General features: G+C 66.5%; 16 protein-coding genes and 2 tRNA genes. 15 read left to right on the forward strand and 3 right to left on the reverse strand.

Features of this window, described 5'->3' with window-relative positions; all coding sequences use genetic code 11:
* The first annotated feature begins 70 nt into the window (after nt 1–70).
* Genes AC1ROW_RS18290 through AC1ROW_RS18300 form a run of 3 tightly spaced genes read left to right on the forward strand, consistent with a single transcriptional unit; the run spans nt 71 to nt 4481 of the window.
* Entirely contained in the window at nt 71–1687 is a 1617-nt protein-coding gene (locus AC1ROW_RS18290) for an ABC transporter permease subunit (protein WP_493020467.1), read from the forward strand.
* Nucleotides 1684–2622 carry a sugar ABC transporter permease gene (locus AC1ROW_RS18295; RefSeq protein WP_493020469.1) on the forward strand — a complete coding sequence of 313 codons (939 nt, stop codon included), beginning with the start codon at nt 1684–1686 and terminating at the stop codon, nt 2620–2622. The genes AC1ROW_RS18290 and AC1ROW_RS18295 overlap by 4 nt, the downstream gene beginning before the upstream one ends.
* Nucleotides 2619–4481: a glycoside hydrolase family 13 protein gene (locus tag AC1ROW_RS18300; protein WP_493020471.1), complete on the forward strand. Its 1863-nt coding sequence runs from the start codon at nt 2619–2621 to the stop codon at nt 4479–4481. The genes AC1ROW_RS18295 and AC1ROW_RS18300 overlap by 4 nt, the downstream gene beginning before the upstream one ends.
* Here AC1ROW_RS18300 and AC1ROW_RS18305 read toward each other — a convergent pair whose 3' ends face one another.
* Entirely contained in the window at nt 4482–5336 is an 855-nt protein-coding gene (locus tag AC1ROW_RS18305; RefSeq protein ID WP_493020472.1) for a pentapeptide repeat-containing protein, read from the reverse strand.
* 109 nt (nt 5337–5445) lie between these two features.
* Between AC1ROW_RS18305 and AC1ROW_RS18310 the strand changes: the two genes are divergently transcribed.
* The 4 genes from AC1ROW_RS18310 to AC1ROW_RS18325 all read left to right on the forward strand — a co-directional run bounded on the left by AC1ROW_RS18310 (nt 5446) and on the right by AC1ROW_RS18325 (nt 7934).
* Entirely contained in the window at nt 5446–6402 is a 957-nt protein-coding gene (locus tag AC1ROW_RS18310; RefSeq protein WP_493020473.1) for an aldo/keto reductase, read from the forward strand.
* A 105-nt stretch (nt 6403–6507) separates the two neighbouring features.
* Nucleotides 6508–6579, forward strand: a tRNA-Thr gene (locus tag AC1ROW_RS18315).
* 31 nt (nt 6580–6610) lie between these two features.
* Nucleotides 6611–6684 (forward strand) — tRNA-Met (locus tag AC1ROW_RS18320).
* A gap of 308 nt (nt 6685–6992) precedes the next feature.
* Nucleotides 6993–7934 carry an LAPAL motif-containing putative phage structural protein gene (locus tag AC1ROW_RS18325; protein WP_493020515.1) on the forward strand — a complete coding sequence of 314 codons (942 nt, stop codon included), beginning with the start codon at nt 6993–6995 and terminating at the stop codon, nt 7932–7934.
* Between the two features lie 238 nt (nt 7935–8172).
* Here the strand turns inward: AC1ROW_RS18325 and AC1ROW_RS18330 are convergent, their stop codons facing one another.
* Nucleotides 8173–9309 (reverse strand): site-specific integrase, encoded by a 1137-nt coding sequence (locus AC1ROW_RS18330; protein WP_493020474.1) that lies wholly within the window; start codon nt 9307–9309, stop codon nt 8173–8175.
* A gap of 2 nt (nt 9310–9311) precedes the next feature.
* Nucleotides 9312–9911: a helix-turn-helix domain-containing protein gene (locus AC1ROW_RS18335; protein ID WP_493020476.1), complete on the reverse strand. Its 600-nt coding sequence runs from the start codon at nt 9909–9911 to the stop codon at nt 9312–9314.
* A gap of 141 nt (nt 9912–10052) precedes the next feature.
* On the opposite strand from AC1ROW_RS18335, the gene AC1ROW_RS18340 reads away from it, so the two are divergent.
* The 8 genes from AC1ROW_RS18340 (at nt 10053) to AC1ROW_RS18375 (ending at nt 16321) form a co-directional block, all read left to right on the forward strand.
* Complete coding sequence (locus AC1ROW_RS18340; RefSeq protein ID WP_345840020.1) at nt 10053–10211, forward strand: helix-turn-helix transcriptional regulator; 159 nt, start codon at nt 10053–10055, stop codon at nt 10209–10211.
* A 475-nt stretch (nt 10212–10686) separates the two neighbouring features.
* Nucleotides 10687–11418, forward strand: a complete 732-nt coding sequence (locus AC1ROW_RS18345) for a sigma factor (protein WP_493020478.1) — start codon at nt 10687–10689, stop codon at nt 11416–11418.
* A complete protein-coding gene (locus AC1ROW_RS18350) occupies nt 11415–12521 on the forward strand; it encodes a hypothetical protein (RefSeq protein WP_493020480.1) in 1107 nt (368 codons plus the stop codon). The genes AC1ROW_RS18345 and AC1ROW_RS18350 overlap by 4 nt, the downstream gene beginning before the upstream one ends.
* 87 nt (nt 12522–12608) lie before the next feature.
* Nucleotides 12609–13259: a hypothetical protein gene (locus AC1ROW_RS18355; RefSeq protein ID WP_493020482.1), complete on the forward strand. Its 651-nt coding sequence runs from the start codon at nt 12609–12611 to the stop codon at nt 13257–13259.
* 4 nt (nt 13260–13263) lie between these two features.
* A complete protein-coding gene (locus AC1ROW_RS18360; RefSeq protein WP_493020484.1) occupies nt 13264–13422 on the forward strand; it encodes a hypothetical protein in 159 nt (52 codons plus the stop codon).
* Nucleotides 13419–13742, forward strand: a complete 324-nt coding sequence (locus AC1ROW_RS18365; RefSeq protein WP_493020486.1) for a hypothetical protein — start codon at nt 13419–13421, stop codon at nt 13740–13742. Before AC1ROW_RS18360 ends, AC1ROW_RS18365 begins: the two co-directional genes overlap by 4 nt.
* A 5-nt stretch (nt 13743–13747) precedes the next feature.
* Nucleotides 13748–14782: a hypothetical protein gene (locus tag AC1ROW_RS18370; protein ID WP_493020488.1), complete on the forward strand. Its 1035-nt coding sequence runs from the start codon at nt 13748–13750 to the stop codon at nt 14780–14782.
* Between the two features lie 3 nt (nt 14783–14785).
* Nucleotides 14786–16321, forward strand: coding sequence for a PrgI family protein (locus AC1ROW_RS18375; RefSeq protein WP_493020490.1), 1536 nt, complete (start codon nt 14786–14788; stop codon nt 16319–16321).
* Nucleotides 16322–16753 lie beyond the last annotated feature (432 nt).

Here is a 16753-nt window from a genome sequence, read left to right on the forward strand (position 1 = left end):
GGCCGGAGCACCGTCGCGGCCGGCGCGGGCAGCGTCGGCCGGAGCACTGCCGCGACCGAGGAGGGTCGACATGACGACGCAGACAGAGGTCGAGGACGACCTCGACGCCACCCCGGGTGGGGGACTTCCGCCCATCCGCGCCAAGCGCTCGGCCCGCGCCGCGCGGCTGGCCGAGCGGGCGTCCATCGGCGCCCCCGCACTCATCGCCAAGATCGCGTTGCTCGGGATCGTCGACGCGACCAGCCTCTACGCCCTCCTGGTGCTGGCGGGCAAGAGCGAGTGGACCGTCTTCGCGATCGTCGCGGCGGTGACGGTGATCGTCAACGCGGTGTACTTGGGCCGCAAGGCGCTGCCGGCGAAGTACCTGGTGCCGGGTGCGCTGTTCCTGGTGGTGTTCCAGCTCTTCGTGGTCGGGTACTCCGGCTACATCGCCTTCACCAACTACGGGACGGGACACAACAGCACCAAGGAGGACGCCGTCACGGCGCTGCTCCAGTCGGCGCAGACCCGGGTGCCGGGCTCGGCGACCTACGACATCAACGTCGTGCAGGGGCCGGACGGACTGGGCTTCCTCGTGACCGGCTCCGACGGTCGCGTGTCGATCGGCGACGCGAAGCATCCGCTGCGCCGGATCGACGGCGGCCTGCCCGGCGGGTACCGGAAGCTCGACTTCTCCGCGGTGATCGCGCAGCAGAACGCGATCGGCGACCTCGCGGTCCCCGTCAGCGCCGACCCCAAGGACGGCGCGCTGCGCACGTCGGACGGCAGCACGGCCTACCTGTACCGCTCGACCCTGGTCTACGACACGACGGCCGGCACGATGACCGACACCAAGACCGGCGTCGTCTACCGCGACACCGGGCACGGGGCCTTCACCGCCCCGAACGGCAAGCAGCTGATGCCGGGCTGGCAGGTGCCGGTCGGCTTCCAGAACTTCGTTAAGGCCTTCGGGACGGACTCCATCCGCGGTCCCCTCCTGCAGGTGACGCTGTGGACGTTCGCCTTCGCGCTGCTGTCGGTGATCACGACCTTCGCGCTGGGCCTGTTCCTCGCGGTCGTGTTCAACGACTGGCGGATGCGCGGGCGCCAGTTCTACCGGATCGCGATGATCCTGCCGTACGCCTTCCCGGCCTTCCTCTCCGCGCTGGTGTGGGCCGGGATGCTGAACCCGGACTTCGGGTTCGTCAACCAGGTGCTCTTCGGCGGCGCCAAGATCCCGTGGCTGACGAACGAGTGGTTGGCCAGGGGCAGCATCCTCTTCGTGAACCTGTGGATGGGCTTCCCGTACATGTTCCTGGTCTGCACGGGTGCGCTGCAGGCGATCCCGAGCGAGCTCGAGGAGGCCGCGAAGGTGGACGGCGCGACGGCCTGGCAGGCTTTCCGCCGGGTGAAGTTCCCGCTGCTGCTGGTCTCGCTCGCGCCGCTGCTGATCAGCTCGTTCGCGTTCAACTTCAACAACTTCAACCTGATCTACATGCTGACCAACGGCGGCCCGCAGCTGCCCGACGCGGGGATCAACGTCGGCTCCACCGACATCCTGATCTCGATGGTCTACAAGGTGGCGTTCGTCGGCGCCAACCGCGACTACGGGCTGGCGAGCGCGTTCTCGATCATCATCTTCGTCGTGGTCGCCGCCATCGCTGCGATCAGCTTCCGTCAGACCAAGGCCCTCGAGGAGCTGACATGACCGGCATCGCCACCTCCACCACTCCATCCGCGTCGGCGCCCGGTGCCGTCCGCACGCCTGCCGCAGGCGGTCGACGACCGCGCAGCGCCGGCCGGTGGTTCCGCCAGACCGGCTGGCGGCACCTGATCGGCGTCGTGATGGTGGTCTTCAGCGTCTTCCCGCTGCTCTACGTTCTCTCGGCGTCGCTGCGGCCGGGAGGGACGCTCATGACGGCGAACGGCCTGTTCAGCACGATCGACCCGTCGAACTACGTCCAGCTGTTCCAGCTGCCGCAGCAGCCGTACGCGGCCTGGTTCGCCAACACGCTGGTGATCGGGCTCTCGACGGCGGTCGGCTCCGTCTTCCTGGGTGCGCTCGCCGCGTACTCGTTCTCGCGGATGCGGTTCCGCGGCCGCCGGATCGGGCTGCTCTCCCTGTTGCTGGTGCAGATGTTCCCGCAGCTGCTCGCGATGGTCGCGATCTTCCTGCTCCTCAGCGGGATCGGCGACATCTTCCCCGCGCTCGGGCTGGACAGTCAGCTCGGGCTGATCATGGTCTACCTCGGCGGCGCACTCGGAGTGAACACCTATCTCATGTACGGGTTCTTCAACACGGTGCCGGTGTCGATCGACGAGGCCGCGAAACTCGACGGCGCCGGCCACGCGCGCATCTTCTTCACGATCGTGCTGCGGCTGGTGGCCCCGATCCTCGCCGTCGTCGCGCTGCTCTCCTTCATCGGCACGACGAACGAGTTCGTCATCGCGAGCACCGTGCTCATCTCGCCCGAGAAGCAGACCCTCGCCGTCGGCCTCTACCAGTTCGTCTCCCAGCAGTTCTCGGCGAACTACGGCATCTTCGCCGCCGGCGCGGTGCTCGCCGCGCTGCCGGTGATGGCGCTGTTCCTCTTCCTGCAGAAGTACATCGTCGGCGGCCTCACCGCGGGGAGCGTCAAGTGAACGCCGGCTCGCTGCTGCCGCACCACGACGGGTCGCCGCTGCACGTGTCGGACGAGGCGCCCGAGCTGGGCGCGACGGTGCGGGTGCGGCTGCGCGTCCCGCACGAGTGGGGCGGCGTCGCCGCCGTGCGCACGCGCTCGAACCCCGACCACGAACCGCGGTTCACCGAGGCCCGGCTGCTCGGCGCGGCCGACGGCTGGGACTGGTGGGAGGCTCCGGTCCTGGTCGAGAACCCGGAGCACGGCTACCGCTTCCTCATCACCCGCAGCGACGGCAGCTCGGTGTGGGTGAACGCCACGGGCGTGCACGAGCTGGAGACGCTCGATTCGGAGGACTTCCTGCTCGTCGCGCATCCCGCGCCGCCGACCTGGCTGCGGGAGACCGTGCTCTACCAGGTGTTCCCCGACCGATTCGCGCGGTCGGCGGGAGCCGACGAGCGCGCTCTGCCGGACTGGGCGATGCCCGCGGCGTGGGGCGACCCGGTCGACGAACTGCCGCCCGGACGCTCCCAGCAGTTCTACGGCGGCGACCTCGACGGGATCGTGGACCGGCTCGACCACCTGCAGGAGCTCGGGGCGACCACCGTCTACCTCACGCCGTTCTTCCCCGGGCGCTCCAACCACCGTTACGACGCCAGCAGCTTCTCCGAGGTCGACCCGCTGCTCGGCGGTGACGCCGCGCTCATCCGCCTGGTGGAGGCGGCGCACGCGCGCGGGTTGAAGGTGATCGGCGATCTGACGGCCAATCACTGCGGCGACGGCCACGAGTGGTTCCGGTCGGCGTACGGCGACCCGGACGCGGCCGAGAGCGACTTCTTCTACTGGCTCGACGAGGCCCACACCGAGTACGTCTCGTGGCTCGGCGTGCCCAGCCTGCCCAAGTTCAACTGGAACTCCGCCGAGCTGCGCCGCCGGTTCATCGAGGGGCCGGACTCCGTCGTCGGCCGCTGGTTGCGACCGCCGTACTCGCTCGACGGCTGGCGCATCGACGTGGCGAACATGACCGGCCGCTATCGCGACGACGACCTGAACGCCGAGGTGCGGCGGACCATCCGGCGCACCATGATCGAGGTGAACCCGGACACCATCCTGCTGGCGGAGTCCACCAACGACGCCACGGGAGACTTCCGGGGCGACGCCTGGCACGGGGCGATGACCTACGCCAACTTCACGCGGCCGGTGTGGGCGTGGCTCTCCGAGCCGCTGACGCCCTCGACCTTCTTCGGGCTGCCGCTCGGCCGCATCCCGGACCAGACCGGGCGCGACGTCGTCACCGCGCACACGAAGTTCACGGCGGGCTTCCCGTGGCGGACCCGGCTCGGGACGATGAACGCGCTCGACACCCACGACACGGCGCGCTTCGCGACGGCGGCCCGTCGCGGCGCCGTTCCGGTGGCGCTCGGACTCTCGGCGACGCTCCCCGGCATCCCGACGGTGTTCGCCGGCGACGAGTTCGGTCTCACCGGTGTTGACGGGGAGGCGTCGCGAACGCCCCTGCCGTGGGGAGACCCGGGGGCGGAGCCCGTGATGTCCCTGTACCGCGACACCCTGGGACTGCGGCGGTCGCATCCCGCGCTGTCGGACGGCGGGATGCGCTGGCTGCACGCCGCCGACGACGTGCTCGTGTATGTGCGGGAGAGCGTGGAGCAGACCGTCCTCGTGCTCGCGACCAGGGCGGAGGCGGCGGTCACGCTGCCGGCGTCCGCGCTCCCGGGCGCAGCGGGCGCGCTGCCCGGCGTGCGGCCGGCGCTCGGAGACGCCTCGGCTGTCATCGGCGCCGACGGTGCGATCGTGCTGACCGCGGCCGGCCCGACGTTCACGGCGTGGGCACTCCCGGCCGTCCGCGTCGCGGGAGACTGATCAGCGCCAGTGGTCCGGCCGGGCGAGGCCGGCCGGGAGGCGGGTGGTCGCGTCGCCGGTGGCGGCGTTCACCTGCGGCTGCGTGAGATAGAGGGCCCCGGCCGCATCCGCTCCGGCCAGCCGGGCGTCGCGCAGGTCGGCGCCGAGCAGCTCCGCCCGGGAGAGGTCCGCGTCGCGGAGGTCGGCCGCGATCAGGATCGCGCCGCGCAGCTCGGCGCCCCGCAGGTCGGCGCCGCGCAGGTCCGCGCCGAGCAGGTCGGCGCCCGGGCCGAGCCGGCGGCGTCCGGCCCGCGTCACAGCGGTCCGGTCGCCGTCCGTGCCGGCTTCCCGCGTGAGCCGGGCGGCCTCGCGCAGGAGCCTGGCGGCGGGCGCGCGCAGGCTCTCCACATCCAGCGCGAGGATGTCGGCGGGTGCCGCGTCCGCGGCTGCCGTGACCTCGCCCCAGGAGGCGCGCAGGCTTTCGTGGAGGGGCGTCGCGGCCGGCATCCCGAGCGCTTGGCGGAGGTACCAGAGCAGTTCGTGCAGCTGGCGGACGATCGGGAAGACGGCGAACATCTCGGCCCTCACGCCCGCGTCGTCGCGCCACGACCTCCCTCCGAAGGTGTGCCGGGTGACGAGCTGGCCGGCCCCGAAGCAGTCGAACACGGTGCAGCCCTTGAAGCCGCGCTCGCGGAGCTGCGGGTGGATGCGGCAGCGGAAGCCGTCCTCCAGGTTCACGCATTCCTCGCCCGCGGGCTTGTCGAACGCGAAGTCCGCGGAGCGCGCGAAGGCGAGTGCGACACAGCAGAGCCCCGAGCAGGAGGCGCAGTCCGCGGTGAGCTCGCGCTCGGTCTCGGCGCCGGGGGAGAGGGCCATTCCTCCACAGTAGGGCTGCGCCGGCGGCCTCTCCACATCTTCGACACATTCGGAATAGCCCGGTGCGGACGGCGTTAGCGTGAAAGGACAGCCACGAAAGGAACACGGAATGACTTCACCGCGCCGCGCCATCGGAACCTCCGACCTCCAGGTCTTCCCTCTCTCACTCGGCGGAAACGTCTTCGGCTGGACGGCCGACCGCGACACCTCGTTCGCGGTCCTCGACGCCTATACGGCGGCGGGCGGCAACTCCGTGGACACCGCCGATGGCTACTCGGCCTGGGTGCCCGGCAACACCGGCGGCGACTCGGAGCGCATCCTCGGCGAGTGGTTCGCCGCCCGCGGCCGCCGTGACGACGTCGTGCTCGCGACCAAGGTCAGCCAGCACCCCGACTTCAAGGGCCTGGCCGCCGACAACATCCGCCGTGCGGCCGACGCCTCCCTCGAGCGCCTGCAGAGCGACTACATCGACCTCTACTACGCGCACTTCGACGACCCGTCGGTCCCGCTGGAGGAAACCGTCGCCGCGCTCTCCGGCCTGGTCGACGCGGGCAAGGTCCGCTACATCGGCATCTCCAACTACTCGCCGGAGCGCATCGAGGAGTGGTTCGCCATCACCGAGCGCGAGGGGCTGCACCGGGCCGTCGCCCTCCAGCCGCACTACAACCTGGTCGAGCGCGCCTACGAGGAGAAGTACCGCCCGATCGCGGAGCGCGAGGGTCTCGGCGTGATGCCGTACTTCGCGCTCGCCGCAGGCTTCCTGACCGGCAAGTACCGCGACGGCGTGACCGTCGACAGCGCCCGCGCGGGCGGGGCCGCCAAATACCTGGACGAGACCGGCCGCAGCGTCCTCGCGGCCCTCGACGAGGTCGCGGCGGCGCACGGCGTCTCGGTCGCGACCATCGCGCTCGCCTGGCTCGCCGCGCAGCCGACCATCACCGCGCCGATCGCGAGCGCCCGGACGCTGGAGCAGCTGCCGGACCTCCTGGCCTCGGTGGACGTCGCGCTGACGGCCGACGAGCTCGACGCGCTCGACGGTGCCTCGGAGGCCGCGAAAGCCGCCTGAGCTGGGCCGATCCGTGGGTCCGGGTGGTACGAAGCACCCTCGCGGTGATGGTATCCTCGTACGGTTGCCGAAAACGGCCCGGACCCTTTCCGGATGCCCGGCTTCGCCCCCTTAGCTCATTGGTAGAGCACTTCCTTGGTAAGGAAGAGGTAGTGGGTCCGATTCCCACAGGGGGCTCCGTCTCCCGGTCGCGACGACGGGAGGCCACGGCGGGGTAGCTCAGGTGGTTAGAGCACACGGCTCATAATCGTGGTGTCGCGGGTTCGAGTCCCGCCCTCGCTACATAGCTTGAAAACACTGGGAACGGCGGCTGATGATCAGCCGCCGTTTTCTCGTTAGTGGGGCGATTTGCCCACATTTTGCCCACACTTGAAATCGGTGTTTCGTGATTCCGGTGGCGCCAGGTTCATCTTGCTACGCCGCGAATGTGGATTGACGGTGTGCGTTTGGCATCGATCCCTAGGGCGTCCTCGCTCCACGAGTCTCTTGAGAAAGTGGTCCCCTAACGCGGGGTAGAAGCCGAATGCGAGCCTTGGCTAAGGTCTTGTGTCTGACGCTGACAACAGCTGAGGGGATCGTTGGTGACTGACATGGCCGCGGCCGTCGGAGCAGAAGCAGACTCGATCACAGATGGGGTGGTGCAACTTCGGTTCGCCGACGATGAGAACTCGCTGCATGCACTGAATGCCGCGGAACTCGCGCAGGTCCTTCAGGGTCTAGTTGAGTTCACGGACGACATGGCCAAGAACGGTCTTTTTGGAGACGGGATGCCGCCCGAAGTCCTGGTCCGACCCGTGAAACAAGGTTCCTTCGTACTTGAAGCGATCCTGACGTGGGCCCAAGCCAACCCCGAACCGGCGCTGGGCATTGCGATGTCAGCGGGCGGGGCCCTCTTGAAGGCATTCGACGTCGCACTCAAAAGGCTGCGTGGCTCAAAGGTGACTGACTTCGAGCATCTGCCCAACGGCAACGTAAAACTCAAATGGGCAGACGGTGATGTCAGCGAGGTTCCGGTTCCTGTCTGGACCGATCTGAACGCGATGAAAAGGAAGACCCGCCGAGCACTGAGCAAGCTCATGGCACCGCTCAGTGATCAGGCCGAGCGTCTCGAGGTGCGAGAGGCCAATGTCGACGAAGAGTCGGACTCGGTGCTCCAGTCGGAACCGGAAGCTGTAGCGACCCGCGGTGACTATCGCGAAGCCATCACAGAGCCAGAAGAGGTCGTCGAAGAAGTCGAGACTTTCACGGTCGAAGCCACTCTTCAGAGCATCGATTTCCGGCCGGGGGAAAAGTGGCGTGTAGCTACCGCACGTGGAACACGTCTTGCTAGCATCGAGGACCAAGAGTTCCTTCGCGGACTTGATCGAGGCACGCCCCTTCACAAGAACGATCTGTTCGAGGTCACAATCCGTGAAGCCCGTACGATCGCGAATGGTCGTACCACTAGGGACTGGACGATAACCAGCGCACGTCGGACGAAGCGAGGCAATGATGACGGAGATGCGGGCGCATCACGGTCGTCACACTCGTAGGCACTCATCCGAGATCAATCTGCTTAGCGTCGCTCTCTTGCTCGTCGCTTTGGTAGCGCTAGTACTTGTGCTTGTAGGGGTGCTCGCTGGTGGAACATCTCCGTTGTGGCTTCTTCTGCCGCTCGGGTTGGCGATCTGGAACATTCTTACTTTGCGAAGTTAGTTGGCGTTATGTCGTCAACATCCTTTTGAATGCTCTCCCAGCATGGCGGGGAATGCGTACGAGACTGTGTCGCAGTTAGCCGTCTGCGGTGGTCGCGCTGTCTGCCGCTAACGCGGCGCGGATCAGATCGTCGGCTGCAACATTCAATCGAATAGCAACGGAATCAAGGTCGTCGTCGAACAGGTCGCTGTATGTGTCGAGCGTCATTGCCGCTGACGCGTGTCCGAGCATCCGCTGGACTGCTTTTACATTCGCGCCCGCGCTCACCGCGAGCGAGGCTGCGGTGTGACGAAGGTCGTGGATAGTCATGGGTGGCAGATCGGACTCTGCGAGCGCACGGTCCCACCACGAGTTGACTGCCATCGTGGGAGTTCTCTGATATCCGCCGTGCCCGTCATCAAAGATGACGTCGTTCTGAGTTTTGCCAGCGCATGCAGCTGAGAGGGCAGCAGCGAGAAATTGAGGGTACGGCACGCTACGTCGCTCGTGCGTCTTGGGGGTGCCCACGACGATTGATCCGTTCACGTAGACAGCGTTCTCCACGACCGAGATTCGGCGCCGGCGCGAGTCGACATCGCGAACTCGCAGCGCTGAAGCTTCGCCCCACCGAAGGCCGGTGTAAGCGAGCGTCGCAACGATTGGTGCGTGCTCCGCGCACGCAACGAGCAGCGCTGCGACTTGTTCGTTTGTCAGGTAGACGTGCTCGCGAGACCTTCGCCTGGGGAGCTTGACACCGCGCGCCGGGTTAGACGGGAGGAGGTGATCTCGAACCGCCGTATCGAGGATGCCGGCAAGTATGTCGTGACTTCTCCGAACGATCGTTGGGGACTTCGGCTTCTTGCCCTCGATTCCTTCTCTCAACTCCGTGATCCAAGCCTGGACCTCGCTGTGTCGGATATTGCCGATCATCGCCTTGCCCCATCGCGGCTCGACATGCAGCCGCCAGGCCGACTCGTAGACGTAGGTAGACGAGGGTTTCAGGTGGGACCGCGACGCGAGCCACGCCTTCCCGAGCTGATCCACGGTCGCGCGAGCGGCAGTGGGATCGATGTACTCGCCCGAAGCCTTCTTCGTCTCGACGGACGCCAAGAAGAGCTCAGCCTCGCGCTTGGTCCGGAAGCCGCGCTTGTCAGTCTGCGAATGGTCGGGCTTCCGGTAGCGAACGCGGTACCGCTTGCCGTTCGCTGACTCGTATGGGGTGATGCTGCCCATGACTACTCCAAGTCATTGTCTTTGCTCGCGACGTCGACGAAACCACCGGACTCGAGCAGGCCGGCGAGTCGCGCCACTTCCTTTGCGACGGTGTCGATCTGTCGCTTGATGTCCTTGTTCGCCTTGATGAGGTCGGCGTCGCCTGAGGTGGATTGCACGTTCATGACGAGGCGAAGTCGTTCGAGCTCGCGTTGGAGCGTCCCTAGTTGCCGCAACGTGCCGAGCGCCTCGATGTCATCGCGTTCACCTGCCCATCTCGGGCGATACGAACTCAAGGGTGTGGCCGACAACCAGCAGTCGAACTCGGCGGCAGTCATGTCCGCGAGTGCGTCGTTGAGATTGGGCAGGTCCATTTTCGCGTTCGGCCGACCGATCGGCGCGAGCAGATACGAGGGCGGTGTGCCGAGACCGTGCGCGATGTTGAGCAGCTGCGTGATGCCGATGTCGGCTTTGCGGCCCGACTCGATGTTCTCCACGACAGCCGCCGTGACGTTGCCTCCCGAGAGCGATTCTGCAAACTCCCTCGCAGTCCGAAATCCTCGCTCCCGGCGCGCGAACTTGATCCGCGCGCCCACGTTGTCTTCAGTGCGGAAGTTAGCCATTTCAACAGCATAGACCTCCCTCCATTGTCAAACCAGGGAAATCAAGCTATCGTGAATTTCACTGAAATAGAGCTCCTTTCTAGTCGAAACGGAGAAGACGAGATGACTGGAGAATACATTCGGCCCACAGAGGTGGCCGAGATGACGGGACTTTCCGTCGCCGCGTTGGCGCAGCTTCGCTACAAGGGGAAGGGTCCGCGCTACTACAAGCCCACGCCGCACCAGGTGGTCTACAAGCCGGCGGAGGTGATCGCATGGGTGGAGGCGAGCGTCCAGACCGGGACGGCGGTGCTGGCGTGACCACCACGCCCGCCAGCGGTTCACCCAGCCCGGGCGTCATTCAGGACTTCGTTGATGGCTATCTCGTGCCGGTTGATCCGATGGATGACCTGCAGTGCGAAAGCTGTCAGTAGAACTGCCGGTTCACCCCGGCGTGCCGCTCATCGATGGCCCCTTTTCGGGGGTAACGTGCGGCACCAAATGGAGTGGCTGATTCTTACCCACCTCACCGCAATGTCGGCCTCGCGAGACGAGTCAGGACAGCGGTGACGCATCGTGACTGAGACTCCCGAATCCTTGAGTCGCAGTCGCCGCTCACCTCTCCAACAGGGTGCGCCGCCCTCAGCGAATCATGCCCGGCGTCGCCCTGCTTCCCTCTCAAGTCCGACCGTCCGCCGCGCGCTCACTCGCGCTGACGCTGCTGTCCTGACGGGTCTGCGACCCGAACCCGATCCTTCACATAGGCCACCTCCATGCAAGGGAAGGTTGTGATCTCGTGGCTGAAGGAAACCGCGCCGACGTTCGTGTCGCGGAACTGATTCGAGAAGTCGACTCCATGCGCAGCTTCGTCGTCTACACGATCGGGCGCCGCGCAATCGATCCCGACGACATGATGCAGAAGATCCGGGAAACGGTGTGGCGTCGTAGCCGCACCTACAAGCGCGAGGCCGGAACCCCGAACGCCTTCGTCTTCGGGGTTGCGCGCAATGTTCTGCGCGACGAGCTCCGTCTGCGCGTACCAGCCCAGCTGGCGCTCTGGGACGAGTTCGAGTCGCTGGTCCAACCGGATCCCCTCACCGTGATGGTCGAGCGCTACGACGTCCACCGTTGGATGGTCCTCGTCGCCGAATTCGTCAGCCCACTCGATTGGGCAGTCGTCAGTGAGCTCGCCCTCACGGACGGGAACGTGGAGCGCGTCTGTGCCGCGCGAGGCCTGTCACCTCGAAGCTTGCGCACCATCCGGGATCGGGTATTCCTTACCGCGCACACCGTCCGCGCGGCGTTGGCGGCGGTCGATGCCGACCTTCCGATCACCGGAGCGGTTATGGTGCGTTGCCTTCCCGATCACGGTGGTTTACGCGAGGTCGCCCGGCTACTTGGAAAGAACCCGCTGGCGATCGCCAAGGAGCTCGACATCCATCCCGGATCCGCGCGAGCACGCATCGCGCGAGCCAAGCGGCTGATCTACATCGCGCACACTGTCATGAGCCAGGAGATCGCCGCATGATCGGGACCGCCACCTCGGCCGCGGCCCACGCGGTCACCCACCCGAAGACGACGCGGAACCTCCTCATCGTCGCGGCCGTGATCGTGCTGATCGTCCCGGTCGGCCTCGTCGCTCTCCCCATCACGACGGTGGTTGCGATGGGCGCCGGGTCGCTCGGTGTCGGCGGCGGTGCATGCGGAGGAGCGCCGCCGAGCGTCGCATCCGGACAGACCGTCGATGGCTACGGCGCAGACCAGCTGAAGATCGCAGCGACGATCATCACCGTTGGACAGCAGATGAACATCCCGCCGCACGGGTTGAGTCTCGCGATCATGGTCGCGATCGGCGAATCCGGCCTCCGCAACCTCGACCACGGCGACGCCGTCGACAACACCACGATCGGGGTGTTTCAGCAAGGCGCCGGCTACGGAACTCGCGATCAACGCATGGACCCCGCGACCGCAGCCCGCGCCTTCTACACGCGCATGCTCCACGTGCCCGACTGGCAAACTACCGAACCCACCCTGGTCGCACACGCAGTGCAGATCAACGCCGACCCGAACCACTACGCTCCGTTCTGGACGTCAGCCGAACGCATCCTCACTGCCCTCACCGGAGCCGCAACGGGAACATGCCAGGTTCCGGCCGATGCCCGCGCTGCCGCCGCAGAGCTCGTCGCGGACATTCAGGCCGGCAAGCTCACCTTCCTCGAGCCGCGATACCAGCAACAAGTCATCGACATGGCCACCGGCAGCGCAACACCCGCCTGCACCATCGACTCGCACATCCTGCAGCTCATCGTGGTCGTGGTCCAAAGCTTCCAATCCATCGGAGTCAGCGACCTCAACCGCCGCTGCACCGGCATGACCCCCGGAGCCGGTACTGCATCGGCGCACTGGAAGGGGAAGGCCGTCGACTTCTACGCCGTGAACCGCCGCTCCCTCACCGGTGCGGACGACCTCTCGATTCAGCTCATCCACGCCCTCGACCCGTACGCCCCACACGGATCCAGCATCGGCCAAAGCGACTGCCGAACCCGCTCCCACGTCACCACCGGTCTGCTCCTGAACTTCACGAACGCCTTTCCCGATACCTGCAATCACCAGCACGTGCAGGTGCCCTGACCAAACCAATTTCCGATTTGCGCGTCAGAACCCGCCCGAAAACACAACGTGTAGGTGAAGGGCACATAAGCAACCGAGGTGAATGACATGAACAAGAAGCTGATCGCCATCGCGGCACTACTGCCGTGCGTCGCCCTCGTCGGCTGCGTGAGCGTCGCTCCGCACCGCGACCCCTCGTTCACAACCGTTGCCCCCGTGGCTCCCACGCCGACCGCAGATACCGCAGTGCCCATCGCGGACGGCATCGTCGACACCGTCTGGATCCAAGTCTTCGGAGGCACCACGTTCAAGTCCAAGCACGGCTGCAAATGCACCCTCCCGAACACTACGGCCGAGCTCTTCCCCGAGGGCACGCCAGTGCTGTTCCTGAAGATCACGATGACCGGTGAGTGGAAGCCCTCGCAAGGCACCCAGACAAGCCAGGACGTCACCGGCACGTCGCTGAAGGGAACCCAGTTCGATGGACGGCCTGAACCGGCAGTCCTGGACACTGCCGACGGGCCAGCGGCCGCCAAAGCCGCAGGACTTCCCTGGCTGCCAAGCGGGCTCTTCCACGGGCAAACCGACTGGAGTATCCCGAACGACCGAGACCGCTCCTTCGCAGCGGCCTACTACCTCCCCTCGGGCGTCGACCGACTCCAGCTCAGCGTCAGCGTGCCATCCGAGGGCCAGCCCAACGTGTTGTTCGTGACGCTGCCCGAAGCCGCGATCCGTGCCTCCACCGGATCGGGGGAGTGACGCCATGGCCGTCCTGACCAACCTGCTCGCGCTCGTCGCGATCATCTGCGTCTGCCTCGCCGGAGCTGCCGGAGCGGGATACCTGGCAGTTCGTCGCCGTGACCTCCCTCCGAACGACAAGACCACCTCAGATCGAATTGATGGAAGGAACACCGGATCATGAACGCTCTCAACGAAGCGATGGTCACCGTGCATGCACGCGCCGTCACCGTCCTCACGGTCAACAACCCGTCGCCGGACTTCTCCGGGCCCGGGGTCGGGGCGCTGCAGTCGATCGCGAACGTCGTGTTCGCCATCGTGCTCACCCTCGGCGTCATCGGCGGACTGATCGCCGCCGGATTCATCGTCGTCGGTCACATCTCCAGCAACGGACGCGTACAGAAGGCGGGCCTCGTGGGGGTCGTCTCCTGCATTGCCGGAGTCGCGGTCGCCGCTGGCATCGCCGGGCTGATCAACTGGGGCCAGTCGCTGCACGTGGCGTGATCACCATGCTTGTACTCGCCACTGCACCGGACCCGTTCTCGCCGAACTACGGCTGCTTCATTTCCGACTTCGGCTGCCAAGCCTCCCAGACGGTCGCACAGTTCATGGCGTCCACCATCCGCAACCTCGGCGACTTCATCGCCACCATGATTGCCGGATCCTTCAACACCAACATCGACCAGGGCAGCTGGAACATCGCCCACTCGCAATTCCTGTTCTGGATCGCGGTCACCGCACCGATCATTCTCATCGTCGCGCTCATCCAGATCGCGATCGCGATGATCCTGCAGGACTGGGCACGCATCGGTCGCACCGCAGCCGGCGCCGCTCTCGCGATTCCGTTCAGCGCGATCTGCGTCTGGGTGATGCAACGGTTCTCCGGGATCACCGACGACGTCACCAGAAGCCTCACGGCCTCGGTACAGGGCGGCGATCTGAGCCAAAGCCTGCTGCGCGTTGTCGGCATCTTCGATCCCGCGAGGCAGGCATCCGGCGTGATGCACAGTGCCGAGTTCGTCAAAGGCGGCGTCATCTTCACGATGGCGACCGAGGGGGCTCAAGGACCCGCCGCGGTCGGCGAGTACGTCCTCGCGTTGCTCGTGGTCGGGCTGATGATGATCGCCTCGCTGTTCCTGTTCATCGCGATGTCGATCCGCGAGTTCGGCCTCCTCGCCCTGGCAGCGATGGCGCCGGTCGGGCTGATGATGATCGGACAACCCAAGCTCACCGCGTGGGCCCAACGGTGGATGAATCTCACCGCCGGCCTGCTCATCGCCAAACCACTCGCCGCGGGTGTCGTCCTTCTCGCCGTCGAACTGACCAAGGCCAGCCTCAGTATCGGCGTCATCCTCGTGGCAGCCGGCGCCATCATCGCAGCGTCGTTCTCGCCGCTCTGGGCGACCAAACTCGTGTCCTTCGCCGGCGCCGAAGTCGGCACCGCCTTGCACCACCGCTTCTCGGTCCGCGACCAGTTCTCGCGAGCATCGACAGCCGCCGCCCCCGTGCGCTCGGCCGCACGGGTCATCCGAGTTGGGAGGTAGCTCATGACCACCTTCACCGCCGAACAGCTCATCACCGACGAAGGCGCACCCCGCGTCCGCTTCGCGGCCCGCGAGCGTCGCGGCGTCTTCCTCGGACTCAGCTTCCTACAGCTCGTCGTGGTCGGCGGCGGCATCGCCATCCTGCTCGCAACGCTCTTCATCAACCCGAACGCACTCTGGGTGATGCTCCCCGTCATCGCGCTCGTGCTGTTCTTTGCGCTCGCCACCTATCGACGAGAGCCGGTGTTGGTGATCGTCGCCCAGGCCGCCCGCTACATCTACCGGAGCATCGCCGGCCAGACCATCTTCCGCCGCGACGTCTGGCTGCGCGTCACCATGGCCTCGCTCAACGTCGGCGAGGCACGGGTCGCAGCGGTCACTCCTGTCGTCACGTCGAAGTTCCTGCTGCCCGGCGCCCTCGGCGATGTCCAGGTTGTTCAGATCCCCGGCGCGGGCGCGTTCATCTACAACGCGCGCGGACGCCTCGCGACCGTCACCGTGAGGGTCGGCTCCCGCGCGTGGGCGCTGCGGGACAAGGGCACCCAAGAAGCCGCCTACGACGGCTTCGTCGAATGGCTCAGCTCCCTCGAGAACCTGCCCGGGGTTCGCGAGACCACCATCCGCATCCGTGTCGACCGAGCCTCCTCGAACGAACTCCGGGACTACCTCATCGCCCGCGAAAGCGATCACTCTCCGCAGGTCAGCCCGGAGCTAAGGCAGCAGTACTGGGACCTGACACAGGCGGCGTCGAAGCGGTCGATGGGGTTCACGAACTACGTCACCCTCACCTTCGACACCGGAGCGCTCAACAGCGCGATTCGCGACGCCGGCAAAGGCCTCACCGGTCTCGCCGCGGTGCTCAAGGAACGCGTGGCTGGCATCGAGACCTCGATGGAGCACGCCCGCCTCACGCCAGCCGGGTGGCTCACCTCAACAGACCTCGACGAACTCCTGGCGCTCTCCGCGGACCCGGTATCGGCCGCGACACGGCGTGAGCAGGACGCGGCCACCGGCGCTCAGCCCGCTCCGCCGGTGATGGGCATCGACGAAGGCTGGGACGCTATGCGCGTCGATGAGTCCTGGCACCAGACGTTCTGGGTCGCCGAATGGCCCCGCACCGACGTCCGCACCGGGTTCCTCGAACCGCTCCTCTACGCCGGCGACGCGACCCGGGTCATCACCTTGCAGGTGCGACCCGTAGCGACCCACAAGGCGCTGGCCCAGCTCAATCGGGCCCAGTCAGACATGGAAACCGCCGCCACCATTCGGATGAAGCTGTCCTCCCGGATTCCACTCACTCATCTGCGCGAGGAAGAAGACCTGGCGGTGCGCGAGCACGACCTCGTCGACGGGTTCGGCGACGTCCAGTACCGCGGGTTCGTCACCATCTCCGCCGAGTCCAAGGACGCCCTCTCCAAGGCGCGCACGGACATCGAACAGGCATCGCACCCCGCCCGGCTCGTGCTGGCGTCGATGTCGGGGCAGCAGGCTGCCGGGTTCGTCACCGGCGCGCTACCTGTGCCGTTGGAAGGGGAGTGAGATGAAGTCCAACGCGGTTATGGGACGTGTTCCGGCTGACGAGCGAGCCGGGTCGAACGGTCGCCACCGCAATACCGCTTCTGCTGAAACCAGTTCGCCGTGGAAAGTGCAGAGCGCGGAGTTGCCGTCGTCGAAGATGCCGGCGTGGGGGTGGAAGCAGCCGCACAACCTGCGTGGCCCGCTGCGCGCCACCCCGCCGGCGCACCGCTGTAGCTCGAAGGTCCTCGGCGGCGCGTATCCGTTCCTTGCTGAGACCGGGGACATTCTAACTGGCGCGTACATCGGGGAGAACCTGCTCTCGCGTGCGCCGTTCTGCTTCGACCCCTGGGACGCCTACTCCGCCGAGGCCGTGCGCTCGCACTCCGTCGCCATTCTCGGGGTGAAAGGAACCGGCAAGTCGATGCTGGCCAAGTCCTGGTCGTCCCGGCTAGC

This window comes from Leifsonia sp. GW821-FHT13C09 (assembly GCF_058806435.1).

Excerpts from the sequence above, each read along its gene's own strand:
- AC1ROW_RS18330 (WP_493020474.1), bottom strand. The coding sequence starts at position 9,309 with ATGGGCAGCATCACCCCATACGAGTCAGCGAACGGCAAGCGGTACCGC.
- AC1ROW_RS18350 (WP_493020480.1), top strand. The coding sequence starts at position 11,415 with ATGATCGGGACCGCCACCTCGGCCGCGGCCCACGCGGTCACCCACCCG.
- AC1ROW_RS18360 (WP_493020484.1), top strand. The coding sequence starts at position 13,264 with ATGGCCGTCCTGACCAACCTGCTCGCGCTCGTCGCGATCATCTGCGTC.
- AC1ROW_RS18365 (WP_493020486.1), top strand. The coding sequence starts at position 13,419 with ATGAACGCTCTCAACGAAGCGATGGTCACCGTGCATGCACGCGCCGTC.
- AC1ROW_RS18375 (WP_493020490.1), top strand. The coding sequence starts at position 14,786 with ATGACCACCTTCACCGCCGAACAGCTCATCACCGACGAAGGCGCACCC.
- AC1ROW_RS18370 (WP_493020488.1), top strand. The coding sequence starts at position 13,748 with ATGCTTGTACTCGCCACTGCACCGGACCCGTTCTCGCCGAACTACGGC.
- AC1ROW_RS18305 (WP_493020472.1), bottom strand. The coding sequence starts at position 5,336 with ATGGCCCTCTCCCCCGGCGCCGAGACCGAGCGCGAGCTCACCGCGGAC.
- AC1ROW_RS18340 (WP_345840020.1), top strand. The coding sequence starts at position 10,053 with ATGACGGGACTTTCCGTCGCCGCGTTGGCGCAGCTTCGCTACAAGGGG.
- AC1ROW_RS18355 (WP_493020482.1), top strand. The coding sequence starts at position 12,609 with ATGAACAAGAAGCTGATCGCCATCGCGGCACTACTGCCGTGCGTCGCC.
- AC1ROW_RS18335 (WP_493020476.1), bottom strand. The coding sequence starts at position 9,911 with ATGGCTAACTTCCGCACTGAAGACAACGTGGGCGCGCGGATCAAGTTC.
- AC1ROW_RS18310 (WP_493020473.1), top strand. The coding sequence starts at position 5,446 with ATGACTTCACCGCGCCGCGCCATCGGAACCTCCGACCTCCAGGTCTTC.
- AC1ROW_RS18295 (WP_493020469.1), top strand. The coding sequence starts at position 1,684 with ATGACCGGCATCGCCACCTCCACCACTCCATCCGCGTCGGCGCCCGGT.
- AC1ROW_RS18290 (WP_493020467.1), top strand. The coding sequence starts at position 71 with ATGACGACGCAGACAGAGGTCGAGGACGACCTCGACGCCACCCCGGGT.
- AC1ROW_RS18325 (WP_493020515.1), top strand. The coding sequence starts at position 6,993 with ATGGCCGCGGCCGTCGGAGCAGAAGCAGACTCGATCACAGATGGGGTG.